This window comes from Streptomyces sp. NPDC048479, from assembly GCF_040651435.1.
GTDB lineage: Bacteria > Actinomycetota > Actinomycetes > Streptomycetales > Streptomycetaceae > Streptomyces.
This window is the reverse complement of sequence record NZ_JBEZKA010000022.1, coordinates 44748-64679: the sequence shown is the minus strand read 5'-3', so window position 1 is coordinate 64679 and position 19932 is coordinate 44748. Positions and strand designations below refer to the sequence as shown.

Here is a 19932-nt window from a genome sequence, read left to right as displayed (position 1 = left end):
GCGCCCCCCAGGTTTTAGCCTGGGGGGCGCGGCATTCTTGTATGCACGCACGCGAAAGCACAGGAACGAGGCACAGATGACCGACCCGGTGACGCTGGACGGCGCAGGCACGATCGGCGAATTCGACGAGAAGCGGGCCGAGAACGCCGTACGCGAGCTCCTCATCGCGGTCGGGGAAGACCCGGACCGCGAGGGCCTGCGGGAGACGCCGGGCCGCGTGGCGCGCGCGTACAGGGAGCTCCTGGCCGGCCTGTGGCAGGAGCCCGAAGAGGTCCTGACGACGACGTTCGACCTGGGGCACGACGAGATGGTCCTGGTGAAGGACATTGAAATCGTATCTCTGTGCGAACATCACCTGCTGCCGTTCCACGGAGTTGCCCACGTCGGCTACATCCCGGCCGACACGGGCAAGATCACGGGCCTGTCGAAGCTGGCCCGCCTCGTCGACGTGTTTGCCCGTCGGCCGCAGGTGCAGGAGCGACTCACCACGCAGATCGCGGACTCGCTGATGCGCATCCTCGAGGCGCGCGGCGCGATCGTGGTCATCGAGGCGGAACACATGTGCATGTCGGTCCGAGGCATCCGCAAGCCCGGCGCCAAGACGACCACGTCGGCGGTGCGCGGCCAGCTGCGTGACTCCACCACGCGCTCCGAGGCGATGAGCCTGATACTGGCGCGATAGCTGGATGGTCAGTGGTGCCCGATACGGTCCTGGATCAGCGGAGTTGATCGCTGATCAAGGGGGATCGCGATCGGGTACGGGCTTCCGAGCGAGCAGACTGTGCACGTGGTCGGCGGGCGCGAACGGGCCAGGAACGTCCGGGTCGGCTCCACCTTGTGGACCTTGGACGGGGAGCGGACCGGACCGGACCGTGCAGACGACCGTCACGGAAGTGATGGTCGTCAGGGCGCGCGAAGCAGGGGACGTCGCCCATGGTGAACCAGGGCACTGCGCGAGCCGCCTACACCGGGGCCGCGTCTTCGTCGTCGTCCTCCGGGAGTTTGCAGACCCGCTCCAAGAAGAACGCCGCCGCGATCACGCCGATGCCCGCCACCACCGAGAAGCCCGCGTAGATCGCCTGGTCCCGGCGGGCCGGGATGTCGAGGGAGCCCAGCAGGAACACGCCCGTGCCGCCGTACATCCCGCAGACCAGCGCCGCCACCAGCGCGCTCGCCTGGCCGAAGACCACCGCGCGCGCCGCCATCAGCGGCTCCACGCCCTTCGCGCCGGGGCGCCGCTCGCGCTGAGCCTTCAGTCGGGCGCGGAGCGAGAGCGCGGTCGCGGTGAGGACGACCGCGATCACCGCCAGCACGATCGGCGCGGCCAGCGGCACGCTCGGCAGTGTGCCGAACGATTCCCAGAGCCGGGCGCCGCCCCAGCTCAGTACCCCGGCCACGATGAAGAGACCGGCCAGTACTCCGAGCCGCAGTTGCTTCACCCAGCGCCCCTCATCTGTTTGTCGTGTGCCGCGTGCCGTACGGATCCGAAGAGCCTAACGACTACTCGGGCAGACGGAGTTCCAGGTCGGCCCGGGCAAGCACACCGTCCTGGCCGATGCCGGCCAGCAGTTCAACGACTGGGCCGCGGCCCGGAAGCTGGGCCTCCGGCTCGACGTCGTGCCACGGGGCGAGCACAAAGGCGCGCTGATGGGCCCTCGGGTGGGGAAGGGTGAGAACCGGGTCGTCCGAGACGACATCCGCGTACGCCACGATGTCGACGTCGATCGTGCGTGGGCCCCAGCGCTCCTCACGGACCCGCTCGAAGGCCTCTTCGATGGCCTGGCCGCGCTCCAGCAGGGAGGACGGGGGCAGTGTGGTCTTGATCACGACCACCGCGTTGTAGTACGAGGGCTGGCTGCCGGGCGCGACGCCCCACGGCTCCGTCTCGTACACCGGAGAGACCGCCTTGACCCGCAGGCCGGGCGTGTCCTCGAGCGCGTCGATCGCGCCCTGAAGCGTCTCCAGGCGGTTGCCCAGATTGGAGCCGAGAGAGATCACGGCCCGTTTCGGATTGGACAGTGTGACATCGGCCGCGTCGACCTGTTCCACCACGGAGGCGGGCACCGGCTGCACGGTCGGGTCGCTCTGCGTCCAGTCCGAAGGGAACGACGAAGATACGGTCATACTCGGCTCCGGGTGATCGTGATGGTCACGTCGTCGAAGGGCACGGTGATCGGGGCGTCCGGCTTGTGCACGACCACCTCGACCTCCTCCACGCCGTCGTGCTTGAGGCACTGTTGGGCGATCCGCTCGGCCAGCGTCTCGATGAGGTCGACGGGCTCGCCCTCGACGACGGCGACGACCTCCTCCGCGACAATGCCGTAGTGCACGGTCTTCGCCAGGTCGTCGCTGACCGCCGCGGGGCGGGTGTCGAGGCTCAGCACCAGATCCACGATGAAGGTCTGCCCCTCCTCGCGCTCCCGGGGGAAGACGCCATGGTGCCCGCGGGCCTTGAGGCCGCGCAGCGCGACACGATCCACGCGAATCACTCCTGCTGTCGTTGGTCTTGCGGGCACACAGCCACGTGCGGGCGGCTCGGTGTCCAGATTCGAATCTACCTGCGAGCACCGACAGTGCTCGCCCACGGGTTGTGGACGGGCATGCCGCGAGGCTGGTAGCCGCCCTACCCGGGACCCGGATTTCCAATCCCCAAAAGTGCGCCTACCCACTTACGAGGGGGTCTCGTTGCCCTGTTCGTCGTCGCTTTCCGTCAGGACGGGTGAACCGTGGTGTGACCACATCTTCCATCCGTCCGATGTGCGGCGGAACACATTGGTGGCCACGACGAGCTGCCCGACGAGCGGTCCGAGCGCGCCGCTCTCCTCGGCCGGGCCGCCGCTGAGGATGTTCTCGGTACAGGTCACCAGCGCGGTGTCGCCGGCCAGGCTCACCGTCACATCGGTGAGGAAGAACTGGATGTACTCGGTGTTCGCCATGATCAGCGCGTACGAGCGGAGCACTTCCCCGCGGCCCGAGAGCAGCGGCCATCCGGGATGGATGCACGAGATGTCGTCCTCGAGCCACAGACCGGAGAGCTCCTCGAAGTCTCCGCGCTCCATCGTCTCGTAGAACGCGGTGTTGGCCTCTTCGACCAGTTCTACGTCGGTACGGCTCACCGGGCGGCCTCGACGGCCCGCGCGACCCGGACGGCGTCGGCCGTCGCCCGTACTTCATGGACCCGTACCGCCCATGCGCCCTCGTGCGCCGCGATCGCGGAGACCGCGGCCGTGGCGGCGTCGCGCTCCCGGGCCGGCGGCGCTGCGCCCTCCTTCGCCAATACGGAGCCGAGGAAGCGCTTGCGGGAGGCGGCGACCAGCAGGGGGCGGCCCAGCGCGCGCAGTTCGGAGAGGTGGGCGACGAGGGCGAGGTCGTGCTCGGCCTGCTTGGCGAAGCCGAGGCCGGGGTCGATGACGAGGCGTTCGGGCGGGATGCCGCCCGCGACGACGGCCTCCATACGCTCGCGCAGCTCGGTGACGACCTCGGCGACGACGTCTCCGTATACGGCACGGCTGTTCATGTCCTGGCTGAAGCCGCGCCAGTGCATGACCACGAAGGGGACGCCGGTCGCGGCGACCGCCGGGACCATACGGGGGTCGGCGAGGCCGCCGCTCACGTCGTTGACGAGCACCGCGCCGGCCGCGACGGCCTGCTCGGCGACGGTGGCGCGCATGGTGTCCACGGAGACGGTGACGCCTTCGGCCGCCAGGCCGCGTACGACGGGAACGACCCGCCGCAGCTCCTCGTCCTCGTCGACCCGGCTGGCGCCGGGCCTGGTGGACTCACCGCCGACGTCGACGAGGTCGGCGCCCTCGGTGACGAGGTCGAGGCCGCGCTTGACCGCGGCCGTTGTGTTGAACCAGCGGCCGCCGTCGGAGAAGGAGTCGGGCGTCACATTGACGACTCCCATGACCGCGCAGCGATCCCACTCCGGCAGGCCGTCGGCCGTGCCCCGTCCACGCAACGTACTCATACGCCCAGCCTAGGCCCGCCGGGCGGGGCGGAGGTCACGCCGGTGGGCCCGGCAGACCCGGGAGGGTCTGCCGCACCCGCCCGCCCTCGGCTGTGGGGGTACGAGATACCCGACAGTCGAGGGCTCGGCTGTCACGCTGCGCGGACCTCTCGTTCCGCCTTGACGGTCATGTGTGCGCAGGGGCGCGGCTGGCGGGCCGGGCGGCGGCGCGGAAAGAGGCGGGGGAGCGCGACGTTCACGAAACCCTCCGCCTGCATCGCGGCGAAGCCGATACGCGGCAGGTCACGCGTGTTGCGGAAGACCACGAAGCGCGGCTCCCAGCGCGGCTGGAACTTTGCGTTGAACTTGTACAGCGACTCGATCTGGAACCAGCGGGACAGGAAGACCAGCAGGCCGCGCCACATCCGGAGCACCGGGCCCGCGCCGATCTTCTCGCCGCGCGCCAGCGCCGAGCGGAACATCGCGAAGTTGAGCGAGACGCGCTCGATCTTCAGCCCCGGCGAGGCCTGCAGCGCCGCGACGATCAGCAGTTCGTTCATGCCCGGGTCGGCCGAGCGGTCGCGGCGCATCAGTTCCAGGGACATCCCGTCCGTACCCCACGGGACGAAGTGGATGATCGCCTTGAGGTCGCCGTACGGAGAATCGGGGTCCTCCTTGTGCGCCGTGGCGATCACGGCGTCGCCGTCGGCCGGGTCGCCTATCCGGCCCAGCGCCATCGAGAAGCCGCGCTCGGTGTCGGTGCCGCGCCAGGCCGCCGCGGCCAGGCGGATCGCCTCCAGCTCCTCGTCGGAGAGGTCACGAGCGCGCCGTACCCGGGTTTCGTAGCCATTGCGCTCGATGCGCTTCACCATCTGGCGTACGTTGCGCATCGCGCGCCCGGTGAGGGAGAAATCCGCGACGTCCACCACCGCCTCGTCACCCAGCTCCAGCGCATCCAGACCGGTTTCCCGGGTCCAGACCTCGCCGCCGGTCTCCGAGCAGCCCATCACAGCCGGGGTCCAGGAGTGCGCCTTGGCCTCGTCCATGAAGCGCTCGATGGCGCCGGGCCAGGCCTCGACATCGCCGATCGGGTCGCCGCTGGCGAGCATGACGCCGGAGACCACCCGGTAGGTGACCGCGGCCTTGCCGCTCGGTGAGAAGACAACGGCCTTGTCGCGGCGGAGCGCGAAGTGCCCCAGCGAGTCCCGCCTGCCGTGCCGGGTGAGCAGGTCGCGCAGCCGGCGCTCGTCGTCCTCGGTGAGGCGCGCGGCCGGGTGCTCGGGGCGGAAGGCGAGATAGATGGTGGTGACGGCGGTCAGCAGACCGAGCGCACCGAGGGAGTAGCCGACCGTCCAGGACACCCCGTCGGCGTAGTCGACGGGACCCTCGAAGCCGAAGAGCCCGAACAGGACGTGCTCCAGGCGGTCGGTGAGGCTGGGGCTGCCGACCTCGTTGCCGGGGTGCACGCTGACGATGACCAGGCCGAGGCCCAGGGAACCGGCGCCCATGAGGATGAAGTTGGCGAGCGCCTTCCAGCGGCTGCGCGGGTCGGGCAGCGCGGCGAATTCACTCCGGTGGCGCAGCAGCAGCGTCAGCAGCACCAGCGAGACCAGCGCGCCGATCACCGAGTGGCGGTAGACGAACTGCCCCACCGCCCCGACGGGCAGCAGGATCACCGCAGCCCGCCAGGCGCGGCGCTTGTGCCGCTTGAGCCCGTGGGCGAGCAGCAGCAGCAGTACGCCGGCGCAGAGCGAGAGCGCCGCGGCGAAGGGGCCGGTGGATCCCGGCAGCACCTCGGCGATCGAGTGCATCCGACTGTGCCGGAATCGGGGGAAGACCCCGGCGGCAACGTCGATCAGGCCGACGAGTGTGGAGGCCGTGCCGACCAGCGCAGGGACCGCCTCCGGGCGGGGGCCGCGCAATATGCGACGCACCCGATCCGGAACCAATCCTGATTTGTCCCCATCTACCGTTGCAGACATCGCTTCCCGTGATTCCGCGAGAGATCCTGTGTCCCGAGCCTCAGGTGTGTGGCTCCGGACGATTTGCTCTCTCTAGGACGGAACTTCCGGGAGGCGGGTTCACTCATTCACAGGAAATTCTCAAGGAAGAAAGCTCACGCGACTCATGGGTCTGACCAGTAACAAAGTCCTGGCCTTGGCGATCATGGTGGCCGTGCTGCTGTTCGCCGCCACCGTCTGGCTCTGGCCGCGGCTCTCGCGTCGCAGTTGGCGTGCCGTGACGGGCAGGATCGGGCTGCTGCTGGCGACTCAGCTCGCGCTCTTCTCCGCCGTTGGCCTCGCGGCGAACAACTCCTTCCTCTTCTACGGCTCCTGGTCCGACCTCTTCGGTCAGGAACAGGACATGGGTGTGGTGGTGGACCATTCGGCCTCCGGTAAGCGCGTCAAGATCGTCGGCAAGCAGATGCTGGATGTGCCGGGCGGCTCGCGGCCCGCGATGGGCGGTCAGATACAGAAGATCGTCGTGGTGGGCGAGAAGTCGAAGATCGACAGCCCGGCGTATGTCTATCTGCCGCCGGAGTATTTCCAGCCGAAATACGAGAAGAGAACATTTCCGGCATCCGTCGTGCTGACCGGATATCCGGGAACCGCGGAGAACCTGCTCAAGGGCCTGAAGTACCCGAGGACGGCCTTCATGCAGGCCAAGGACGGCAAGATGCAGCCGATGATCCTGGTGATGATGCGGCCGACCGTCGCGCCGCCGCGGGACACCGAGTGCGTGGACATACCGGGCGGGCCGCAGACCGAGACCTTCTTCGCCAAGGATCTGCCGAAGGCGATCTCGGAGACGTACCGGGTCGGGACCAAACCGGAGAACTGGGGCTTCATGGGGAATTCCACCGGTGGATACTGCGCCCTGAAGATCGCGATGCACCACCCGGAGCAGTTCGGGGCGAGCGCGGGCCTCTCCGCGTACTACAAGGCCGCCGACGACCCGACGACCGGTGATCTCTTCCACGGCAGCAAGAAGCAGAAGAGCCGGGCCAATCTGCTGTGGAGCCTGGACCACCTGCCGCAGGGGAAGTCGTCCTTCCTGGTCACGACGTCGAAGGGGGGCGAGGCCAACCTCAAGTCGACGCTGGCCTTCATAAAGAAAGTGAAGTCGCCCGCGCGCGTCTCGTCGATCACGCTCGACAGCGGCGGGCACAACTTCAACACCTGGCGGCGCGAGATTCCGCCGGCGCTGACCTGGATCAGCGGCAGGCTCAGCGCTTCGTAGGCCTGGGCGTTTCGCGGGGCCGAGGGTTTCGCGGGGCTCAGAGCGTCGTGGGGCTCAGAGCGTCTTCACCGTTTCGATCGTTTCCAGCGCGACTTGGGTACGCGGGATGTCCTGCGCGTCCGCGTCGATGGAGCGGCGCAGCGCCTCGTGCAGCCGGGCCGGCGTGAGGACACCGAGGAAGCGCCCGGTCTCCTCCTTGTCGATGACCGCGATCCAGCCCGCGTCGTGCTGGAGCATGGTGGAGAAAGCCTGCTTGAGCGAGGCGCCGACCGGCAGCCACGCCTCCATCCGGCGGGCGTGTTCGCGTACGGATCCCGACGCGGCGGTCTGCTCGGCCGAGATCCAGCCGTGCAGATTGTCCTCGGCGTCCAGGACGACGGCCCAGCGGGAGCCGAGCTTCCGTGGCAGCGGGTCGTCGAGGTGGACGACCGGCGGCTGCTCCAGATCGCCCTCCTCGATAGGGGTGACCGAGAGGCGTTTGAGGCCGCGGTCGGCGCCGACGAAGTCCGCGACATACGGGTTGGCGGGAGTGCCGAGCACCGCGGCCGGTGCGTCGAACTGCTCGATCCGCCCCTGTCCGTAGACGGCGATACGGTCACCGAGGCGGACGGCCTCCTCGATGTCATGGGTGACGAAGAGCACGGTCTTGCGGACCTGGGACTGGAGCCTCAGGAACTCGTTCTGCAGATGCTCGCGCACCACCGGGTCCACCGCGCCGAACGGCTCGTCCATCAGCAGTACGGGCGGGTCGGCCGCCAGCGCCCGGGCCACGCCGACGCGCTGGCGCTGACCGCCGGAGAGCTGCTCGGGGTAGCGGTCGCCGTAGACGGACGGGTCGAGGCCGACCAGGTCGAGGAGTTCGGCGGCGCGCTCACGGCCCTTGCCGCGCTTCCAGCCGAGGAGATGGGGAACGGTCGCGGTGTTCTCCAGGACCGTTTTGTGCGGGAAAAGACCGACCTGCTGGATCACGTAGCCGATACGGCGCCGCAGTTGGACCGGATCGATGGCGGATATGTCGTCACCGTCCAGGAATATCCGGCCGCTGCTCGGCTCGATAAGGCGATTGACCATCTTCATGGTCGTGGTCTTTCCGCAGCCGGACGGTCCGACGAGCGTGACCAGTTCGCCCTCGGCGACCTCGAACGACAGGTCGTCGACCGCTGTCGTCCCGTCCGGGTACCGCTTGGTGACGTGCTCGAAACGGATCATGGTTCCCCATTGTGACGGGTGTTGTGTGAAGGCCATGTTGCTGCAATGTGGCGGCCTTCGGTGATTGTCAGTGGTCAGGGATATGGTCGCCAGACATACGTTCGGCACTGCTGGGGAGGTGGGGGCATGAGTACGCAGCAGGCTGCGCAGAGCTGTCTGGCGGCCAATGACTGGATCTGCGGGGAGTACCTCCGCACCCGCAGCCAGGAATTGACCGATGCCACGGTTCAGCATGTCTGGATCACCGTGGTGTCGGTTCTGATCGGTCTCGCCGTCGCATTTCCGCTGGCGCTGCTCGCCCGCGCCAAACCGCGGTTCGCGGGCCCGGTCCTCGGACTCACGACGCTGCTCTACACCATCCCGTCGCTGGCGATGTTCTCTCTGCTGCTGCCGGTCTTCGGGCTGTCGGCGGCGCTGGTGGTCACCGGCCTGGTGCTGTACTCGCTCACCATCCTCGTACGGAACATCATGGCCGGACTCGACGCGGTGCCCGACGAGGCGCGGGAGGCCGCGCGCGGCATGGGGTACGGATCGGGCCGGCTGCTCTGGGAGGTCGAACTTCCCCTCGCGCTGCCCGCGTTGATGGCGGGCCTGCGCATCGCGACCGTTTCGACGATCGCGCTGACGACGGTCGGCGCGCTGGTCGGCAAGGGCGGTCTCGGCAATCTCATCGACGACGGCGTGCAGACCACCTTCAAGGCGCAGGTGCTGACCGCATCCGTGCTCTGTGTGCTGCTGGCGGCCGTCGCCGATCTGCTGCTGCTCGGCGCACAGCGGCTGCTGACGCCCTGGACCCGGCTACGCCCGGCGAAGCGAATACGTCCGGCGAACCGAGTAGGCACGGCGAAGGGGACGGGCTGATGGGGGTAGTGGCCGACGCGTGGACCTGGCTCACCACCGGCTCCAACTGGTCGGGGGAGAGCGGTGCCTGGCACCGCCTGGGCGAGCATGTGTACGTCAGCGGGGTGGCCCTCGCGCTGGCCTGCGCGATCGCCCTGCCCGTCGCACTCTGGCTGGGGCACCTCGGCAAAGGAGGCGCACTCGCGGTCAACATCTCCAACGCGGGCCGGGCAATCCCGGTCTTCGCGGTCCTCGCCCTCTTCATGCTCACACCGCTGCGCAGCGCCGGCTATCTGCCGACGATCATCGCCCTGGTGCTTTTCGCGGTGCCCCCGCTGCTGACCAATGCCTACGTCGGTATGCGGGAAGTCGACCGGGCGGTGGTGGAGGCAGCACGCGGGATGGGGATGTCCGGCGGCCAGCTCTTCCTGCGCGTCGAACTTCCCCTCGCCTACCCGCTGCTCATGACCGGGCTGAGGTCGGCCGCAGTCCAGGTGGTGGCCACGGCCACCATCGCTTCGATGGTGGGCCAGGGCGGCCTGGGCCGGATCATCACCGCCGGCTTCAACACCTACAACACCCCGCAGGTCGTCGCGGGCGCGCTCCTCGCGGCGCTCCTCGCGCTGCTGGTGGAAGGGGTTCTGGTGGCGGCCGACCGGCTGCTGAGCCCCCTCCGTAAGACCGTGTCGTCCGTGTGACGACGCCCAACCCTTTGCTGTGGACGGAGAACCTGATGAGCAAGACCTCGCGCATCGCGGGCGCAATACTCGGTGTGGTGGCCCTGACGGGTTCTCTCGCCGCATGCGGTGGCGACAGCCTGGAGAAGGAGAAGGGGGGCTCCGAATCGGGCGGCGGGGCGGGCAAGAACGGCGCGCTCGTCATCGGTGCCGCGTCCTTCACCGAGTCCAAGGTGCTCGCCGAGCTGTATGCGCAGATCCTGGCCGACGCCGGCTACAAGACGTCCGTCACCACGGTGAAGAACCGTGAGCTGTACGAACCCTCGCTGGAGAAGGGCGAGATCGACGTCGTACCGGAATACGCCGCGACGGTCGCCGAATTCCTCAACGCGAAGGCGAACGGGCCGAAGGCGCCCGACGAGAAGCCGGTGGCATCCGGCGATGTCACCGCCACCGTGGCGGCGCTCACGAAGCTCGCCGAGCCGCTCGGGCTCAAGGTGCTTCCCGCCGGTGCCGCCGTCGACCAGAACGCCTTCGCGGTGAGCAAGGAATTCGCGGAGAAGAACAAGCTCAAGACGCTTTCCGATCTTGGGAAGTCGAAGCTGAAGGTGAAGATCGCGGCAGGCGACGAGTGCGAGGTGCGGCCGTTCTGCGCGCCGGGTCTGAAGAAGACGTACGGCATCGAGGTCTCGGGCATCGACCCCAAGGGAGTCGGCACCCCCCAGTCCAAGCAGGCCGTCAAGGACGGTGACGACCAGCTCGTGCTGACCACCACCACGGACGGGTTGCTGGACGGCCTGGTCTTCCTGGAGGACGACAAGAAGCTCCAGAACGCCGACAACGTCCTTCCGGTGGTCAATGCCAAGGACGCGGGCGCCAAGGAGATAGCCGACGCGCTCGACAAGCTCACCAAGGTGCTGACGACCGAGGATCTTGCCGAGTTGAACCGCAAGGTGGACGCCGAGCGCGCGAAGCCTCAGGACGCGGCGAAGGCTTTTCTCGAGTCCAAGGGCCTGCTCAAGAAGTAGAGAAGGGCCGGCCCGGCGTTCTTCATCCAGAGATTTGCCGGGCCGACACCCCATTCGGCGACTCCGCACGGTAAATTTCAGGCCATGCCACGTGGACGCCACCGCCATTCCCCGCCCTTGCACAGGCTGCTGCCGCCTTCGGCGGTAGCCGGAGCGTCGGTTTTGTGTGCCGCCGGCGCGTGGTTTCTGGCGGAGCCAATCGTGCTCCGTTCCCTGGTCGGAGCCGCGGCGGTGGCGGCTGTCACCGGCGCGGTCCTGATGCGCAGTTGGGACCGGAACGCCGGCCGCCGCGTCGCGGAACTCACGCGTGCCCGCGCGAGCGACGAGTGGAAGACCGAGGAACGCCTGGCCGAGCTCGAGACGGATCTCGAGGAATCGCGTGAGCTGCGCGCCAAGCTCGACGCGAAGCTGCGTGCCAAGCGGGTCGAGCTCGCCGCGCTGCGCAACGAACACGCCGCGCTGCTGCGGCGGTACGCGACGGCCGAGACCGAGCGGGCCAGCGCGCTCGAGGGCCGCAGGCAGCTCGCGCTCGAAGCGGCGGCGCCGGTCAGGGCGCTGCCCCCGGCCGGTTCCACGCCCAGCCCGTCCACGTACCTCCGCGCGTCCAAGGCGCTGGACGACCTGTCGCGCAACGCCGCCGCGCAGGAGGCGAAGCGCACCGTCGAAGAAGCCCGTCTACGCGATCTCGCCGAGCGAGCCAAGGAGGCGGACGAGCCGCAGGGGAAGCACGCGGCGGCCGCCGGGGGAGAGCAGCACACCCGCCCGTCGTCCGCCGTCCCCGCCCCTCGTCCCGTCCCGGCCAGGCGTCCTGTCCCGGCCGCTGCAGCGATCGTTCCGTACGGTCCGCAGCGCCGCCGCGCACGCCCCGAGGGCGGCTTCGACTTCTTCGGCACGGCCGCCGACGCGGGTGCGCAGAAGGCGATCGAGGCCGCGCAGAACGAGGACCTCGCCGATGTGGTGGGCGAGGAGGCCCTGGCCGCACAGGACGCGACGGACGACCGCGCGGTCGGCAAGGTGATCGATCTGACGGCGCACGACGAGACGGAGCAGCTGGACGTCGCCGAGCTGCGCAGCGCGATCTCCTGACCGCTGACGTCTCGAACATCCGCCTACGTCCCCGATATCGCGGACGCCGTGAGCGTCGCGGGCGCTGCTCGTTGGCGTGTCGTCCTGTCGACTGCTTGTCTACTTGTCGATGTCGCCGACGACGAAGAACAGCGAGCCCAGGATCGCCACCATGTCGGCCACCAGCGTCCCCGGCAGCAGCTCGGTCAGCGCCTGGATGTTGTTGTACGACGCCGACCGCAGCTTCAGCCGGTACGGAGTCTTCTCGCCCTTGGAGACCAGGTAGTAGCCGTTGATGCCGAGCGGGTTCTCGGTCCAGGCGTACGTATGGCCCTCGGGTGCCTTCAGGACCTTCGGCAGCCGCTGGTTGATCGGGCCCGGCGGCAGCTCGGCCATCCTGTCCAGACACGCGTCCGCCAGGTCCAGCGCGTTGTGCGTCTGGTGGAGAAGGACCTCGAAGCGGGCCAGGCAGTCGCCCTCCGTGCGGGTGACGACCTTGAGCGTGTCCTGCAGCTCTCCGTACGCCAGATACGGCTCGTCGCGCCGCAGATCGAAGTCGACCCCCGAGGCGCGAGCGATCGGGCCGCTCACTCCGTACGCGTGGACCGTCTCGGCCGAGAGCACACCCACGTCGCGCGTACGACCGCGGAAGATCTCGTTGCCGAGGACCAGCTTGTCGTAGATGTCCATCCGCGAGCGGAGGGCGGCGACGGCCTCGCGGGCGCGGCCGAGCCAGCCCGCCGGGAGGTCCTCCTTGAGCCCGCCGACCCGGTTGAACATGTAGTGCATCCGGCCGCCGGAGACCTCCTCCATCACATGCTGGAGATCCTCGCGCTCGCGGAACGCGTGGAAGATCGGAGTGATGCCGCCCAGTTCGAGCGGGTACGACCCGAGGAACATGAGGTGGTTGAGGACCCGGTTGAGCTCGGCGAGGAGCGTGCGGGTCCAGACAGCGCGCTCCGGGACCTCCATACCGAGCATCCGCTCGACGGCCATGACGACGCCGAGCTCGTTGGAGAACGCGGAGAGCCAGTCGTGGCGGTTGGCCAGCATCACGATCTGGCGGTAGTCGCGCGCCTCGAAGAGCTTCTCCGCGCCGCGGTGCATATAGCCGATGACCGGCTCGGCGTGCTGGATGCGCTCTCCGTCCAGTACGAGACGGAGGCGGAGCACGCCGTGCGTGGAGGGATGCTGGGGGCCGATGTTGAGCACCATGTCGGTGCTCTCCGCCGCGCCGCCGATGCCGACCGTCGTCTCCGTCATGGCGACAGTATCCCCTGTACGTGCAGCAGCTGGGGCGCCGAGTACGTGGAACACCTGGGGGCCGACCCGGACCCCGGTCCTCAGACGCCGGACGGGCCGGGTTGCCGCTGCAGCAACCAGCCGAAGTCGCCGAGGCCGCCCCGCGCCGTCAGTTCGGCCGCCTCCCCGGCGGAGGCGAGTGCGCGGACGTACGCCGCGGGGTCGGACGTCGCCAGCGACAGCGGGGGGCGTTCGCCCGTGACGCCCAAGTCCCGCAGCGCCTCTCGCTGGGTGAGCAGTTCCGCACCGGGCAGCGCGCACGCGTCCAGGGCCACATGTGCGGTGATGTCGCAGCTGCCGTCCGGGAACGGGCGTACCTCGCGGCCCGCCCGGAAACCCGTCAGCGTGCCGAACGGCGGCCGCGCCTCCAGGGCGTGTGCGTAGTCGACGGCGACCGCGAGGCCCGCCTTGAGCGTGCCCACCACCCGTGCCCATGCCTCGTCCCGCGGGCGGCCGATCTCCGCCCGCATCCCCGGCTCGGGCAGCGGCCACCAGCGCTCCAGCCACTCGGCGTCCGCTCCGGAGACCGGGGAGCCGAGCCGTTCGGTGCCGTCCCCGCGTACGAGGACGTACCGAGCGACGCCGTCCGGGTCGGCCTCCGCGACATCCACCGGGACGTTGTCCAGCCATTCGTTGGCGAAGAGCAGTCCGCTCACCCCGGCCGGGGGCTCGGCGGTCCATTCGATGCGGGGGTCCAGGCCGGCGGGGCGGGCCGCCCGCTCGACGGCGTACGCCCGTACCGGGAAACCGGACGGCAGCGCCGCCAGCACGCCGGCGAGGAGCTCGCCGCGGCCCGCGCCGACGTCGACCAGTGCCACCTCGTCGAGGCCGAGCGGCTCCGCCGTGGTGAGCAGCAGCCGGGCGATCGCCGAAGCGAACAGCGGCGACGCGTGCACCGACGTACGGAAGTGCCCGGCCGGTCCCTCGGGCCGCAGATAGAAGCCGTCGGGCCCGTACAGCGCCGCTTCCGTCGCTTCCCGCCATCCTCGCCACTGACACGACTCATCCATCACGCGCACAAGTCTCCACCTTGCGGAGTACGCTTCCGCCGACCGGATCGCTCCTCCGGTTGACCCTTGCACCTATCTCCTTTCCCTACGCTGGGTTACGTGCAGCGCCTCTACGACTTCATCCGCAGACACCCGACGGGCGTCGACAGCTTCTGGGCTGTCATCCTCTTCGGGTTCTCCATGCTGTGGGTGATCCAGGTACCGGTCGGTATCCAGCCCCGTATCACCGCAGCTCTGATCGTTCTGCTGCTGAGTCTGGTGGTGGCGCTGCGCCGCCGTATGCCGGAGAAAATGCTGGTGCTCGCCGCCGCGCTGGGCGTCGCCCAGCTCGCGCTGGACGTCGAGGTCAACCCGGCCGACTTCGCGATGCTGGTGATCATCTACACCGTCGCCGCGTACGACGGGTCGCGCTGGGCCTCCCGGCTGGCGCTGGTCGGCGGGCTGTCCGCGGGCACGCTGGCGCAGCTGCGCTGGCCGGAGGCGAACACCGGCGTCGGCGGCAAGATCTTCTTCACGATCTTCATGAGTGTGCCGTTCGCCCTCGCCTGGGTGCTCGGCGACTCGATACGCACCCGGCGGGCGTACTTCGCTCAGCTCGAGGAGCGAGCCACCCGGCTGGAGAAGGAGCGCGAGGCGCAGGCGAAGGTCGCTGTCGCGGCGGAACGGGCGCGGATCGCCCGCGAGCTGCACGATGTCGTCGCGCACAACGTCTCGGTGATGGTGGTGCAGGCCGACGGCGCCGCGTATGTCCTGGACGCCGCCCCCGACCAGGCCAAGCAGGCCCTGGAGACCATCTCGAGCACCGGCCGCCAGGCGCTCGCGGAGATGCGCAGGCTGCTCGGCGTACTGCGTACCGGCGATGGCCCGGAGAGCGGTGAGTACGTCCCGCAGCCCGATGTCGAGCAGATCGAGGACCTGGTCGAGCAGGTGCGCGGCTCGGGCCTGACGGTGGACTTCAAGATCGAAGGAACGCCGCGGCCGCTGCCGACCGGCGTCGAGCTCACCGCGTACCGCATCGTCCAGGAGGCGCTGACCAACACGCGCAAGCACGGCGGTCCGGAGGCCGGGGCCAGCGTGCGGCTCGTCTACTTCGACGACGGCCTCGGACTGCTGGTGGAGGACGACGGCCGCGGTTCGGCGCACGAGCTGTACGAGGACGGCGGCGCCGACGGCCGGGGCCACGGGCTCATCGGTATGCGCGAGCGCGTCGGTATGGTCGGCGGAACGCTCGACACGGGGCCGCGGCCCGGCGGCGGCTTCCGGATCAGCGCACTGCTTCCCCTCAAGCCCGCCCACTAGGGATCCCACCGGATCCCACGACAGATCGAGGCCTAACCGACATGTCCATCCGCGTGATGCTCGTCGACGATCAGGTGCTGCTCCGCACCGGGTTCCGGATGGTGCTCGCCGCCCAGCCGGACATGGAGGTCGTCGCGGAGGCGGGCGACGGCGCGGAGGCGATCGAGAACCTCCGCTCCACCGCCGTGGACGTGGTGCTGATGGATGTACGCATGCCGAGGCTGGACGGCGTAGAGGCGACGCGGCGGATCTGCGCCGAGCCGGACGCCCCCAAGGTGCTGATCCTGACCACCTTCGACCTGGACGAGTACGCCTTCTCCGGGCTGAAGGCGGGCGCCAGCGGCTTCATGCTCAAGGATGTGCCGCCCGCCGAGCTGCTCGGCGCGATCCGTTCGGTGCACAGCGGCGACGCGGTTGTCGCGCCGTCCACGACGCGCCGGCTGCTGGACCGCTTCTCGCCGATGCTGCCGAGCAGCTCCCACGATCCGCGGCACAAGGAGCTGGAGCGGCTCACCGAGCGCGAGCGCGAGGTGATGCTGCTGGTCGCACAGGGCCTGTCGAACGGCGAGATCGCCGCGCGTCTTGTTCTCTCCGAGGCCACCGTCAAGACCCATGTCGGCCGCATCCTCACCAAGCTGGGCCTGCGCGACCGGGTGCAGGTCGTGGTGCTCGCGTATGAGTCCGGGCTGGTGCGGGCGGGCGGCGGACAGGCGAGCTCTTCCTGACGACGCGGGGCATGGCGCTCATAAGGTGGCCCCATGCTGCTGTGGATCAACGGTCCCTTCGGGGGCGGCAAGACCCAGACCGCGTACGAGCTGAATCGGCGGCTGCCCGGCAGCGCCGTCTGCGATCCGGAGCATGTCGGCTTCGGGCTGCACCGGATGATGCCGCCCGGACTGCGCGCGGACTTCCAGGATCTGCAGGCCTGGCGGCAGGGAGTGTACGAGGTGCTGGACCTGACGCTGCGGACGTACCAAGGCGTGGTGATCGCCCCGATGACGCTGGTCGAACCGGCGTACTTCGAGGAGACCGTGGGGCGGCTGCGCGAAGCGGGCCACGAGGTGCACCATTTCGCGCTGCTCGCGGAGCGCGAGACGGTGCTGCGCCGGCTGACGGAGCGGGGGCTGGGGCGCGGACTCAAGCGGGAGAGCTTCGCGGTACGGCAGTTGGACCAGTGCCTGGAGCGGCTGAACGAGCCGCGGTTCGCGGAGCACATCCGTACGGACCGGGTGGCCGTGCCGCAGGTGGCTGACCGGATCGCGGCGTCGGCGGGGCTGACGCTGGAGCCGAACCGGGACGGGCCGCTGCGGCACCGGCTGCGCAAGGCGTGGACGGGCGTCAAGCACATCCGCTTCGACTGACGCGGGGTTCACGGGTCCCACGCGGCTCACGCAGCTGACGCGGGTCCCACGCGGCTCACGCAGCTGACGCGGGTCCCACGCGGCTCACGCAGCTGACGCGGCTCTCACCCTGCTCACACAGCTCTCACGCGGCTAACGCAGCACTGTCTCCAGGAAGTCGCTGCCGAGCCGGGCGACGGCGGAGACGTCCAGCTGGTGCAGTACGTACCGGCCGCGCCGCCGGGTGGAGATCAGCCCGGCCTTCTTCAGCACGGCCAGATGGCGGGAGACCTCGGGCGCGGTGATCCCGTACGCGTCCGCCAGTTCGCTGGTCGTGTACGGGGCGCGGGCGAGGTTGCGGCACAGCCGCATGCGCATGGGGTGCGCCAGCGCCTCCATCCGCAGCTTCAACAGCTCCACGGGGGCGGGGCCCGGCAGTTCGGGCGAGCCGACGGGGTAGTGGATCACCGGCCGCCAGCCGGGTGCGTGCAGCACCATGAGATGCGGCCAGCCGAAGCTGGACGGGACGAGGGAGAGCCCGGCGCCGACGGCGGGGTCGACGGCGGTCGTCCGCCCATCCGCGAGTTTGTCGGCGCTGATACGGGTCCGGTCCTCGTCCACCGAGAGTGCGGGGGAGACGGCGTGCAGCGCCTCGGCGAGGCCCTTGCGGCGCAGCAGCTCGGTCTTGTGGCGGGCGTCGGCGGCGAGCTGGGTGGAGACGCGTCGCCAGGTGTCGGCGAAGAAGGACTGGTCACAGTCCTCGAAGAGGCGCCGTACCCAGGCGCGTACGGAGGCGGGGTCGTCCAGCAGCCGGCGGGTGAAGTCGAGCTGCTTGGGCCCGCGGGTGGCGGCGAGTTCGAGTGCGCGCTCGCGCCTGGCGGGGTCGGTGAGGGCGGACGGGCCGCCGACCCCGTACGTACTGGCGCAGGTGAACTCCAGAGCGGCGGAGACGAAGCGCTCGTCGTCGAGCCGGTCGAGCATGTCCAGCTCTTCGGCGAGGTTGGCGCCGGTCCGGCCGCCGGCTGCGCCCAGGGTCGCGGGCAGCCCGGCGAACGGCATGAAGACGTCCGAGAAGGTGGACCGCCACAGGAAGTCGGCCTCGTGCAGCCGGTCCGCAAGGTCCGGCTTGAGCCCGGCGGCGGTCGCGGTGGCCCAGCCGTGCAGCCCTGGATGGTGCCCGGGTTCGGCAAGCGCGTGCAGCGCCACGCCCAGCTCGGCGAGGGGAGAAATGTCGAAGACGATGCGCTCGGGGGGCAGCCCCGCGATATCGATGGTCACGCTCACGCCTCCATGGTGCGGGTGCGCGGGGCGGGTCTCGCGCCATTTGACGCGGCTCGTCAATCGACGCGACGGGGTGGGCGGGGCGGGCGCAGCGTAAACGCATGAACGCCATGCATCAGCACATGATCGACAATTACCGTGCGGCGCAGCGGGGCGAGCAGGCGCCGCCACAGCCGGGCCTGAACGACTGGCAGGTGATCCGAGAGCTCCGCGACTACCGCCGCTTCCAGGCGGTGCTCGCCGGCCACCGCTCCCACGGCCGCATTCGTGCGGCGCTGACCCGCCTCCTGCACCCGCGCGCGGCGAACTCGGCGAACTGCGGCTGACCCGGGTCGAGGTCGCCCGGCTACCCCGGGCGCCCGGCTGGCCCCGGTCGCCCGGCTACCCCGGGCGCCCGGCCAGCCCCGATCGCCCGGCTGCCCCAGGCGCCCGGCTGGCCTCTGCCCCCGGCTGCCCCAGGCGCCCGGCTGGCCTCTGCCCCCGGCTACCCCAGGCGCCCGGCCAGCCCCGGCCCCGGCTACCCCACCCTCCGCATGAACTCCGCCACCGCCGCTCTCACGTCATCACCCGTCCAATCCAGCCCCTCCGATGCCACCGTCACCTCTGTCACCGACACCCCCGGCGGGCAGCCCTCCGTGAACCACCTCCTGAAGAGCGTCACGCCCGTCTCCTCCGCCTGGCGCACCGCCGCCTCGTTCAGAGCCGCCGCCTCGTGCGCCAGCCAGACCTGGAACTGGTGCGTGTGGGGCTCCTCCGGGTGGACCCGGAACCACGGGACGCCCGCCTCCGTGAAGGCCTCGCGCAGCGCCGCGGCCACCACCTTCGCGTGGGCCACGTACGACGGCAGCCGCGGCAGCTCCCGCTCCAGGCCCAGCAGCGCGGACAGCGCTGCCGGGTACTGCTGGAAGACCTGGCCGCCGTACCGGTGCCGCCAGGTCCTGGCCTCGGCCACCAGGTCCTCCGGGCCCGCCAGCACCGCGCCGGAAAGTGCGTCCAGGGACTTGTAGAAGGACACGTACACGCTGTCCGCGAGGGACGCGATCTCGTCCAGCGGCCGGCCGAAGTGCGGGGCGCACTCCCACAGGCGCGCGCCGTCGAAGTGCACCACTGCATCGCGTTCCCGCGCCGCTTCCACGACCTCCACCAGTTCGTCCCACGACGGCAGTACGAAACCCGAGTCCCGCAGCGGCAGTTCCAGCATCAGCGCGCCGAAGGGCTCGTCGAAGTCACGTATCTCCGCCGCCGTCGGCAGCCGCGGCTCGTGCGTCGGATGCACCGTCCGCAACCCGCTCACCACGCCGAACGCGTCCCGCTCATGCACCTCAGGATGCGCCGTCGGATGCAGCGCGACCGTCGGATTCCCGGTACGCCCCGCCCAGCAGCGCAGGGCCACCTGCTGCGCCATCGTCCCGGTCGGGAAGAACGCCGCGGCCGGGAACCCGAGCAGCTGCGCCGCCCGCTCCTCCAGCTCCGCGACGACCCCGTTGCCGTATACATCCGTCCATTCGTCGAGGTCGTACACCTCGCCCGCGTGCGCTGCCAGCGCCGCAAGCCGGTCCCCGAGCCGGTGGTCCGCGGAGGCCCGCCACAGCACCCGGTCCGACGCCCGCCATGCGGCAAGCCTGCGGTGCCGCTCGTCCTGCTCGGTCGTGTCAGCCATGCACCGATCATGCACCGCCGGCCGATCGCCGC

The 19932-nt window shown here is 69.9% G+C and carries 21 protein-coding genes; 10 read left to right on the top strand and 11 right to left on the bottom strand.

Features of this window, described 5'->3' with window-relative positions; genetic code table 11:
• Nucleotides 1-76: 76 nt before the first annotated feature.
• Complete coding sequence (folE, locus tag AB0D12_RS29470; protein ID WP_362689205.1) at nt 77-682, top strand: GTP cyclohydrolase I FolE; 606 nt, start codon at nt 77-79, stop codon at nt 680-682.
• A gap of 280 nt (nt 683-962) precedes the next feature.
• Here the strand turns inward: folE and AB0D12_RS29465 are convergent, their stop codons facing one another.
• The 6 genes from AB0D12_RS29465 to AB0D12_RS29440 all read right to left on the bottom strand — a co-directional run bounded on the left by AB0D12_RS29465 (nt 963) and on the right by AB0D12_RS29440 (nt 5931).
• Entirely contained in the window at nt 963-1439 is a 477-nt protein-coding gene (locus tag AB0D12_RS29465) for a DUF3180 domain-containing protein (RefSeq protein ID WP_362689202.1), read from the bottom strand.
• Between the two features lie 61 nt (nt 1440-1500).
• Nucleotides 1501-2124 carry a 2-amino-4-hydroxy-6-hydroxymethyldihydropteridine diphosphokinase gene (gene folK, locus AB0D12_RS29460; RefSeq protein ID WP_362689199.1) on the bottom strand — a complete coding sequence of 208 codons (624 nt, stop codon included), beginning with the start codon at nt 2122-2124 and terminating at the stop codon, nt 1501-1503.
• Nucleotides 2121-2480 carry a dihydroneopterin aldolase gene (gene folB / locus AB0D12_RS29455; RefSeq protein ID WP_327325268.1) on the bottom strand — a complete coding sequence of 120 codons (360 nt, stop codon included), beginning with the start codon at nt 2478-2480 and terminating at the stop codon, nt 2121-2123. Before folB ends, folK begins: the two co-directional genes overlap by 4 nt.
• A gap of 189 nt (nt 2481-2669) precedes the next feature.
• Nucleotides 2670-3116 carry a nuclear transport factor 2 family protein gene (locus AB0D12_RS29450; protein ID WP_362689196.1) on the bottom strand — a complete coding sequence of 149 codons (447 nt, stop codon included), beginning with the start codon at nt 3114-3116 and terminating at the stop codon, nt 2670-2672.
• Nucleotides 3113-3970 carry a dihydropteroate synthase gene (gene folP / locus AB0D12_RS29445; protein WP_362689193.1) on the bottom strand — a complete coding sequence of 286 codons (858 nt, stop codon included), beginning with the start codon at nt 3968-3970 and terminating at the stop codon, nt 3113-3115. The genes AB0D12_RS29450 and folP overlap by 4 nt, the downstream gene beginning before the upstream one ends.
• Nucleotides 3971-4101: 131 nt before the next feature.
• Entirely contained in the window at nt 4102-5931 is a 1830-nt protein-coding gene (locus tag AB0D12_RS29440; RefSeq protein ID WP_362689190.1) for a phosphatidylglycerol lysyltransferase domain-containing protein, read from the bottom strand.
• A 145-nt stretch (nt 5932-6076) separates the two neighbouring features.
• On the opposite strand from AB0D12_RS29440, the gene AB0D12_RS29435 reads away from it, so the two are divergent.
• Nucleotides 6077-7189 carry an alpha/beta hydrolase-fold protein gene (locus AB0D12_RS29435; protein ID WP_362689187.1) on the top strand — a complete coding sequence of 371 codons (1113 nt, stop codon included), beginning with the start codon at nt 6077-6079 and terminating at the stop codon, nt 7187-7189.
• A gap of 54 nt (nt 7190-7243) precedes the next feature.
• Here the strand turns inward: AB0D12_RS29435 and AB0D12_RS29430 are convergent, their stop codons facing one another.
• Nucleotides 7244-8398 carry a betaine/proline/choline family ABC transporter ATP-binding protein gene (locus tag AB0D12_RS29430; RefSeq protein ID WP_362689184.1) on the bottom strand — a complete coding sequence of 385 codons (1155 nt, stop codon included), beginning with the start codon at nt 8396-8398 and terminating at the stop codon, nt 7244-7246.
• Nucleotides 8399-8524: 126 nt separating this feature from the next.
• On the opposite strand from AB0D12_RS29430, the gene AB0D12_RS29425 reads away from it, so the two are divergent.
• From AB0D12_RS29425 to AB0D12_RS29410, 4 genes are all read left to right on the top strand, one after another.
• Nucleotides 8525-9259: an ABC transporter permease gene (locus tag AB0D12_RS29425; protein ID WP_327325274.1), complete on the top strand. Its 735-nt coding sequence runs from the start codon at nt 8525-8527 to the stop codon at nt 9257-9259.
• Entirely contained in the window at nt 9259-9936 is a 678-nt protein-coding gene (locus tag AB0D12_RS29420; RefSeq protein WP_362689180.1) for an ABC transporter permease, read from the top strand. Before AB0D12_RS29425 ends, AB0D12_RS29420 begins: the two co-directional genes overlap by 1 nt.
• 35 nt (nt 9937-9971) lie before the next feature.
• Nucleotides 9972-10943 (top strand): ABC transporter substrate-binding protein, encoded by a 972-nt coding sequence (locus AB0D12_RS29415; protein WP_362689177.1) that lies wholly within the window; start codon nt 9972-9974, stop codon nt 10941-10943.
• Nucleotides 10944-11027: 84 nt separating this feature from the next.
• Entirely contained in the window at nt 11028-12029 is a 1002-nt protein-coding gene (locus AB0D12_RS29410; RefSeq protein WP_362689174.1) for a hypothetical protein, read from the top strand.
• Between the two features lie 99 nt (nt 12030-12128).
• Here AB0D12_RS29410 and AB0D12_RS29405 read toward each other — a convergent pair whose 3' ends face one another.
• Together AB0D12_RS29405 and AB0D12_RS29400 are read right to left on the bottom strand one after the other, a co-directional pair.
• Nucleotides 12129-13271, bottom strand: coding sequence for an NADH-quinone oxidoreductase subunit D (locus tag AB0D12_RS29405; RefSeq protein ID WP_362689171.1), 1143 nt, complete (start codon nt 13269-13271; stop codon nt 12129-12131).
• An 80-nt stretch (nt 13272-13351) separates the two neighbouring features.
• Entirely contained in the window at nt 13352-14320 is a 969-nt protein-coding gene (locus AB0D12_RS29400) for an SAM-dependent methyltransferase (RefSeq protein WP_362689472.1), read from the bottom strand.
• A gap of 99 nt (nt 14321-14419) precedes the next feature.
• Here AB0D12_RS29400 and AB0D12_RS29395 point away from each other — a divergent pair, with 99 nt between their 5' ends.
• Genes AB0D12_RS29395 through AB0D12_RS29385 form a run of 3 tightly spaced genes read left to right on the top strand, consistent with a single transcriptional unit; the run spans nt 14420 to nt 16980 of the window.
• Nucleotides 14420-15619: a sensor histidine kinase gene (locus AB0D12_RS29395; protein ID WP_362689168.1), complete on the top strand. Its 1200-nt coding sequence runs from the start codon at nt 14420-14422 to the stop codon at nt 15617-15619.
• Nucleotides 15620-15660: 41 nt separating this feature from the next.
• Entirely contained in the window at nt 15661-16344 is a 684-nt protein-coding gene (locus AB0D12_RS29390; RefSeq protein WP_362689165.1) for a response regulator transcription factor, read from the top strand.
• Between the two features lie 33 nt (nt 16345-16377).
• Nucleotides 16378-16980, top strand: a complete 603-nt coding sequence (locus AB0D12_RS29385) for an AAA family ATPase (RefSeq protein ID WP_362689162.1) — start codon at nt 16378-16380, stop codon at nt 16978-16980.
• A 132-nt stretch (nt 16981-17112) separates the two neighbouring features.
• On the opposite strand, the gene AB0D12_RS29380 is transcribed toward AB0D12_RS29385, so the two are convergent.
• Entirely contained in the window at nt 17113-18237 is a 1125-nt protein-coding gene (locus tag AB0D12_RS29380; protein WP_362689469.1) for a DUF5937 family protein, read from the bottom strand.
• 104 nt (nt 18238-18341) lie between these two features.
• On the opposite strand from AB0D12_RS29380, the gene AB0D12_RS29375 reads away from it, so the two are divergent.
• Nucleotides 18342-18566 (top strand): hypothetical protein, encoded by a 225-nt coding sequence (locus AB0D12_RS29375; protein ID WP_362689159.1) that lies wholly within the window; start codon nt 18342-18344, stop codon nt 18564-18566.
• Between the two features lie 191 nt (nt 18567-18757).
• Here the strand turns inward: AB0D12_RS29375 and AB0D12_RS29370 are convergent, their stop codons facing one another.
• Nucleotides 18758-19900 carry a beta-eliminating lyase-related protein gene (locus AB0D12_RS29370; protein WP_362689156.1) on the bottom strand — a complete coding sequence of 381 codons (1143 nt, stop codon included), beginning with the start codon at nt 19898-19900 and terminating at the stop codon, nt 18758-18760.
• Nucleotides 19901-19932 lie beyond the last annotated feature (32 nt).

Coding starts and splice junctions, on each gene's coding strand:
- folE (WP_362689205.1), top strand. CDS start 77: ATGACCGACCCGGTGACGCTGGACGGCGCAGGCACGATCGGCGAATTC.
- folK (WP_362689199.1), bottom strand. CDS start 2,124: ATGACCGTATCTTCGTCGTTCCCTTCGGACTGGACGCAGAGCGACCCG.
- folP (WP_362689193.1), bottom strand. CDS start 3,970: ATGAGTACGTTGCGTGGACGGGGCACGGCCGACGGCCTGCCGGAGTGG.
- AB0D12_RS29440 (WP_362689190.1), bottom strand. CDS start 5,931: ATGTCTGCAACGGTAGATGGGGACAAATCAGGATTGGTTCCGGATCGG.
- AB0D12_RS29435 (WP_362689187.1), top strand. CDS start 6,077: ATGGGTCTGACCAGTAACAAAGTCCTGGCCTTGGCGATCATGGTGGCC.
- AB0D12_RS29430 (WP_362689184.1), bottom strand. CDS start 8,398: ATGATCCGTTTCGAGCACGTCACCAAGCGGTACCCGGACGGGACGACA.
- AB0D12_RS29425 (WP_327325274.1), top strand. CDS start 8,525: ATGAGTACGCAGCAGGCTGCGCAGAGCTGTCTGGCGGCCAATGACTGG.
- AB0D12_RS29420 (WP_362689180.1), top strand. CDS start 9,259: ATGGGGGTAGTGGCCGACGCGTGGACCTGGCTCACCACCGGCTCCAAC.
- AB0D12_RS29415 (WP_362689177.1), top strand. CDS start 9,972: ATGAGCAAGACCTCGCGCATCGCGGGCGCAATACTCGGTGTGGTGGCC.
- AB0D12_RS29410 (WP_362689174.1), top strand. CDS start 11,028: ATGCCACGTGGACGCCACCGCCATTCCCCGCCCTTGCACAGGCTGCTG.
- AB0D12_RS29405 (WP_362689171.1), bottom strand. CDS start 13,271: ATGACGGAGACGACGGTCGGCATCGGCGGCGCGGCGGAGAGCACCGAC.
- AB0D12_RS29400 (WP_362689472.1), bottom strand. CDS start 14,320: ATGGATGAGTCGTGTCAGTGGCGAGGATGGCGGGAAGCGACGGAAGCG.
- AB0D12_RS29390 (WP_362689165.1), top strand. CDS start 15,661: ATGTCCATCCGCGTGATGCTCGTCGACGATCAGGTGCTGCTCCGCACC.
- AB0D12_RS29385 (WP_362689162.1), top strand. CDS start 16,378: ATGCTGCTGTGGATCAACGGTCCCTTCGGGGGCGGCAAGACCCAGACC.
- AB0D12_RS29375 (WP_362689159.1), top strand. CDS start 18,342: ATGAACGCCATGCATCAGCACATGATCGACAATTACCGTGCGGCGCAG.
- AB0D12_RS29370 (WP_362689156.1), bottom strand. CDS start 19,900: ATGGCTGACACGACCGAGCAGGACGAGCGGCACCGCAGGCTTGCCGCA.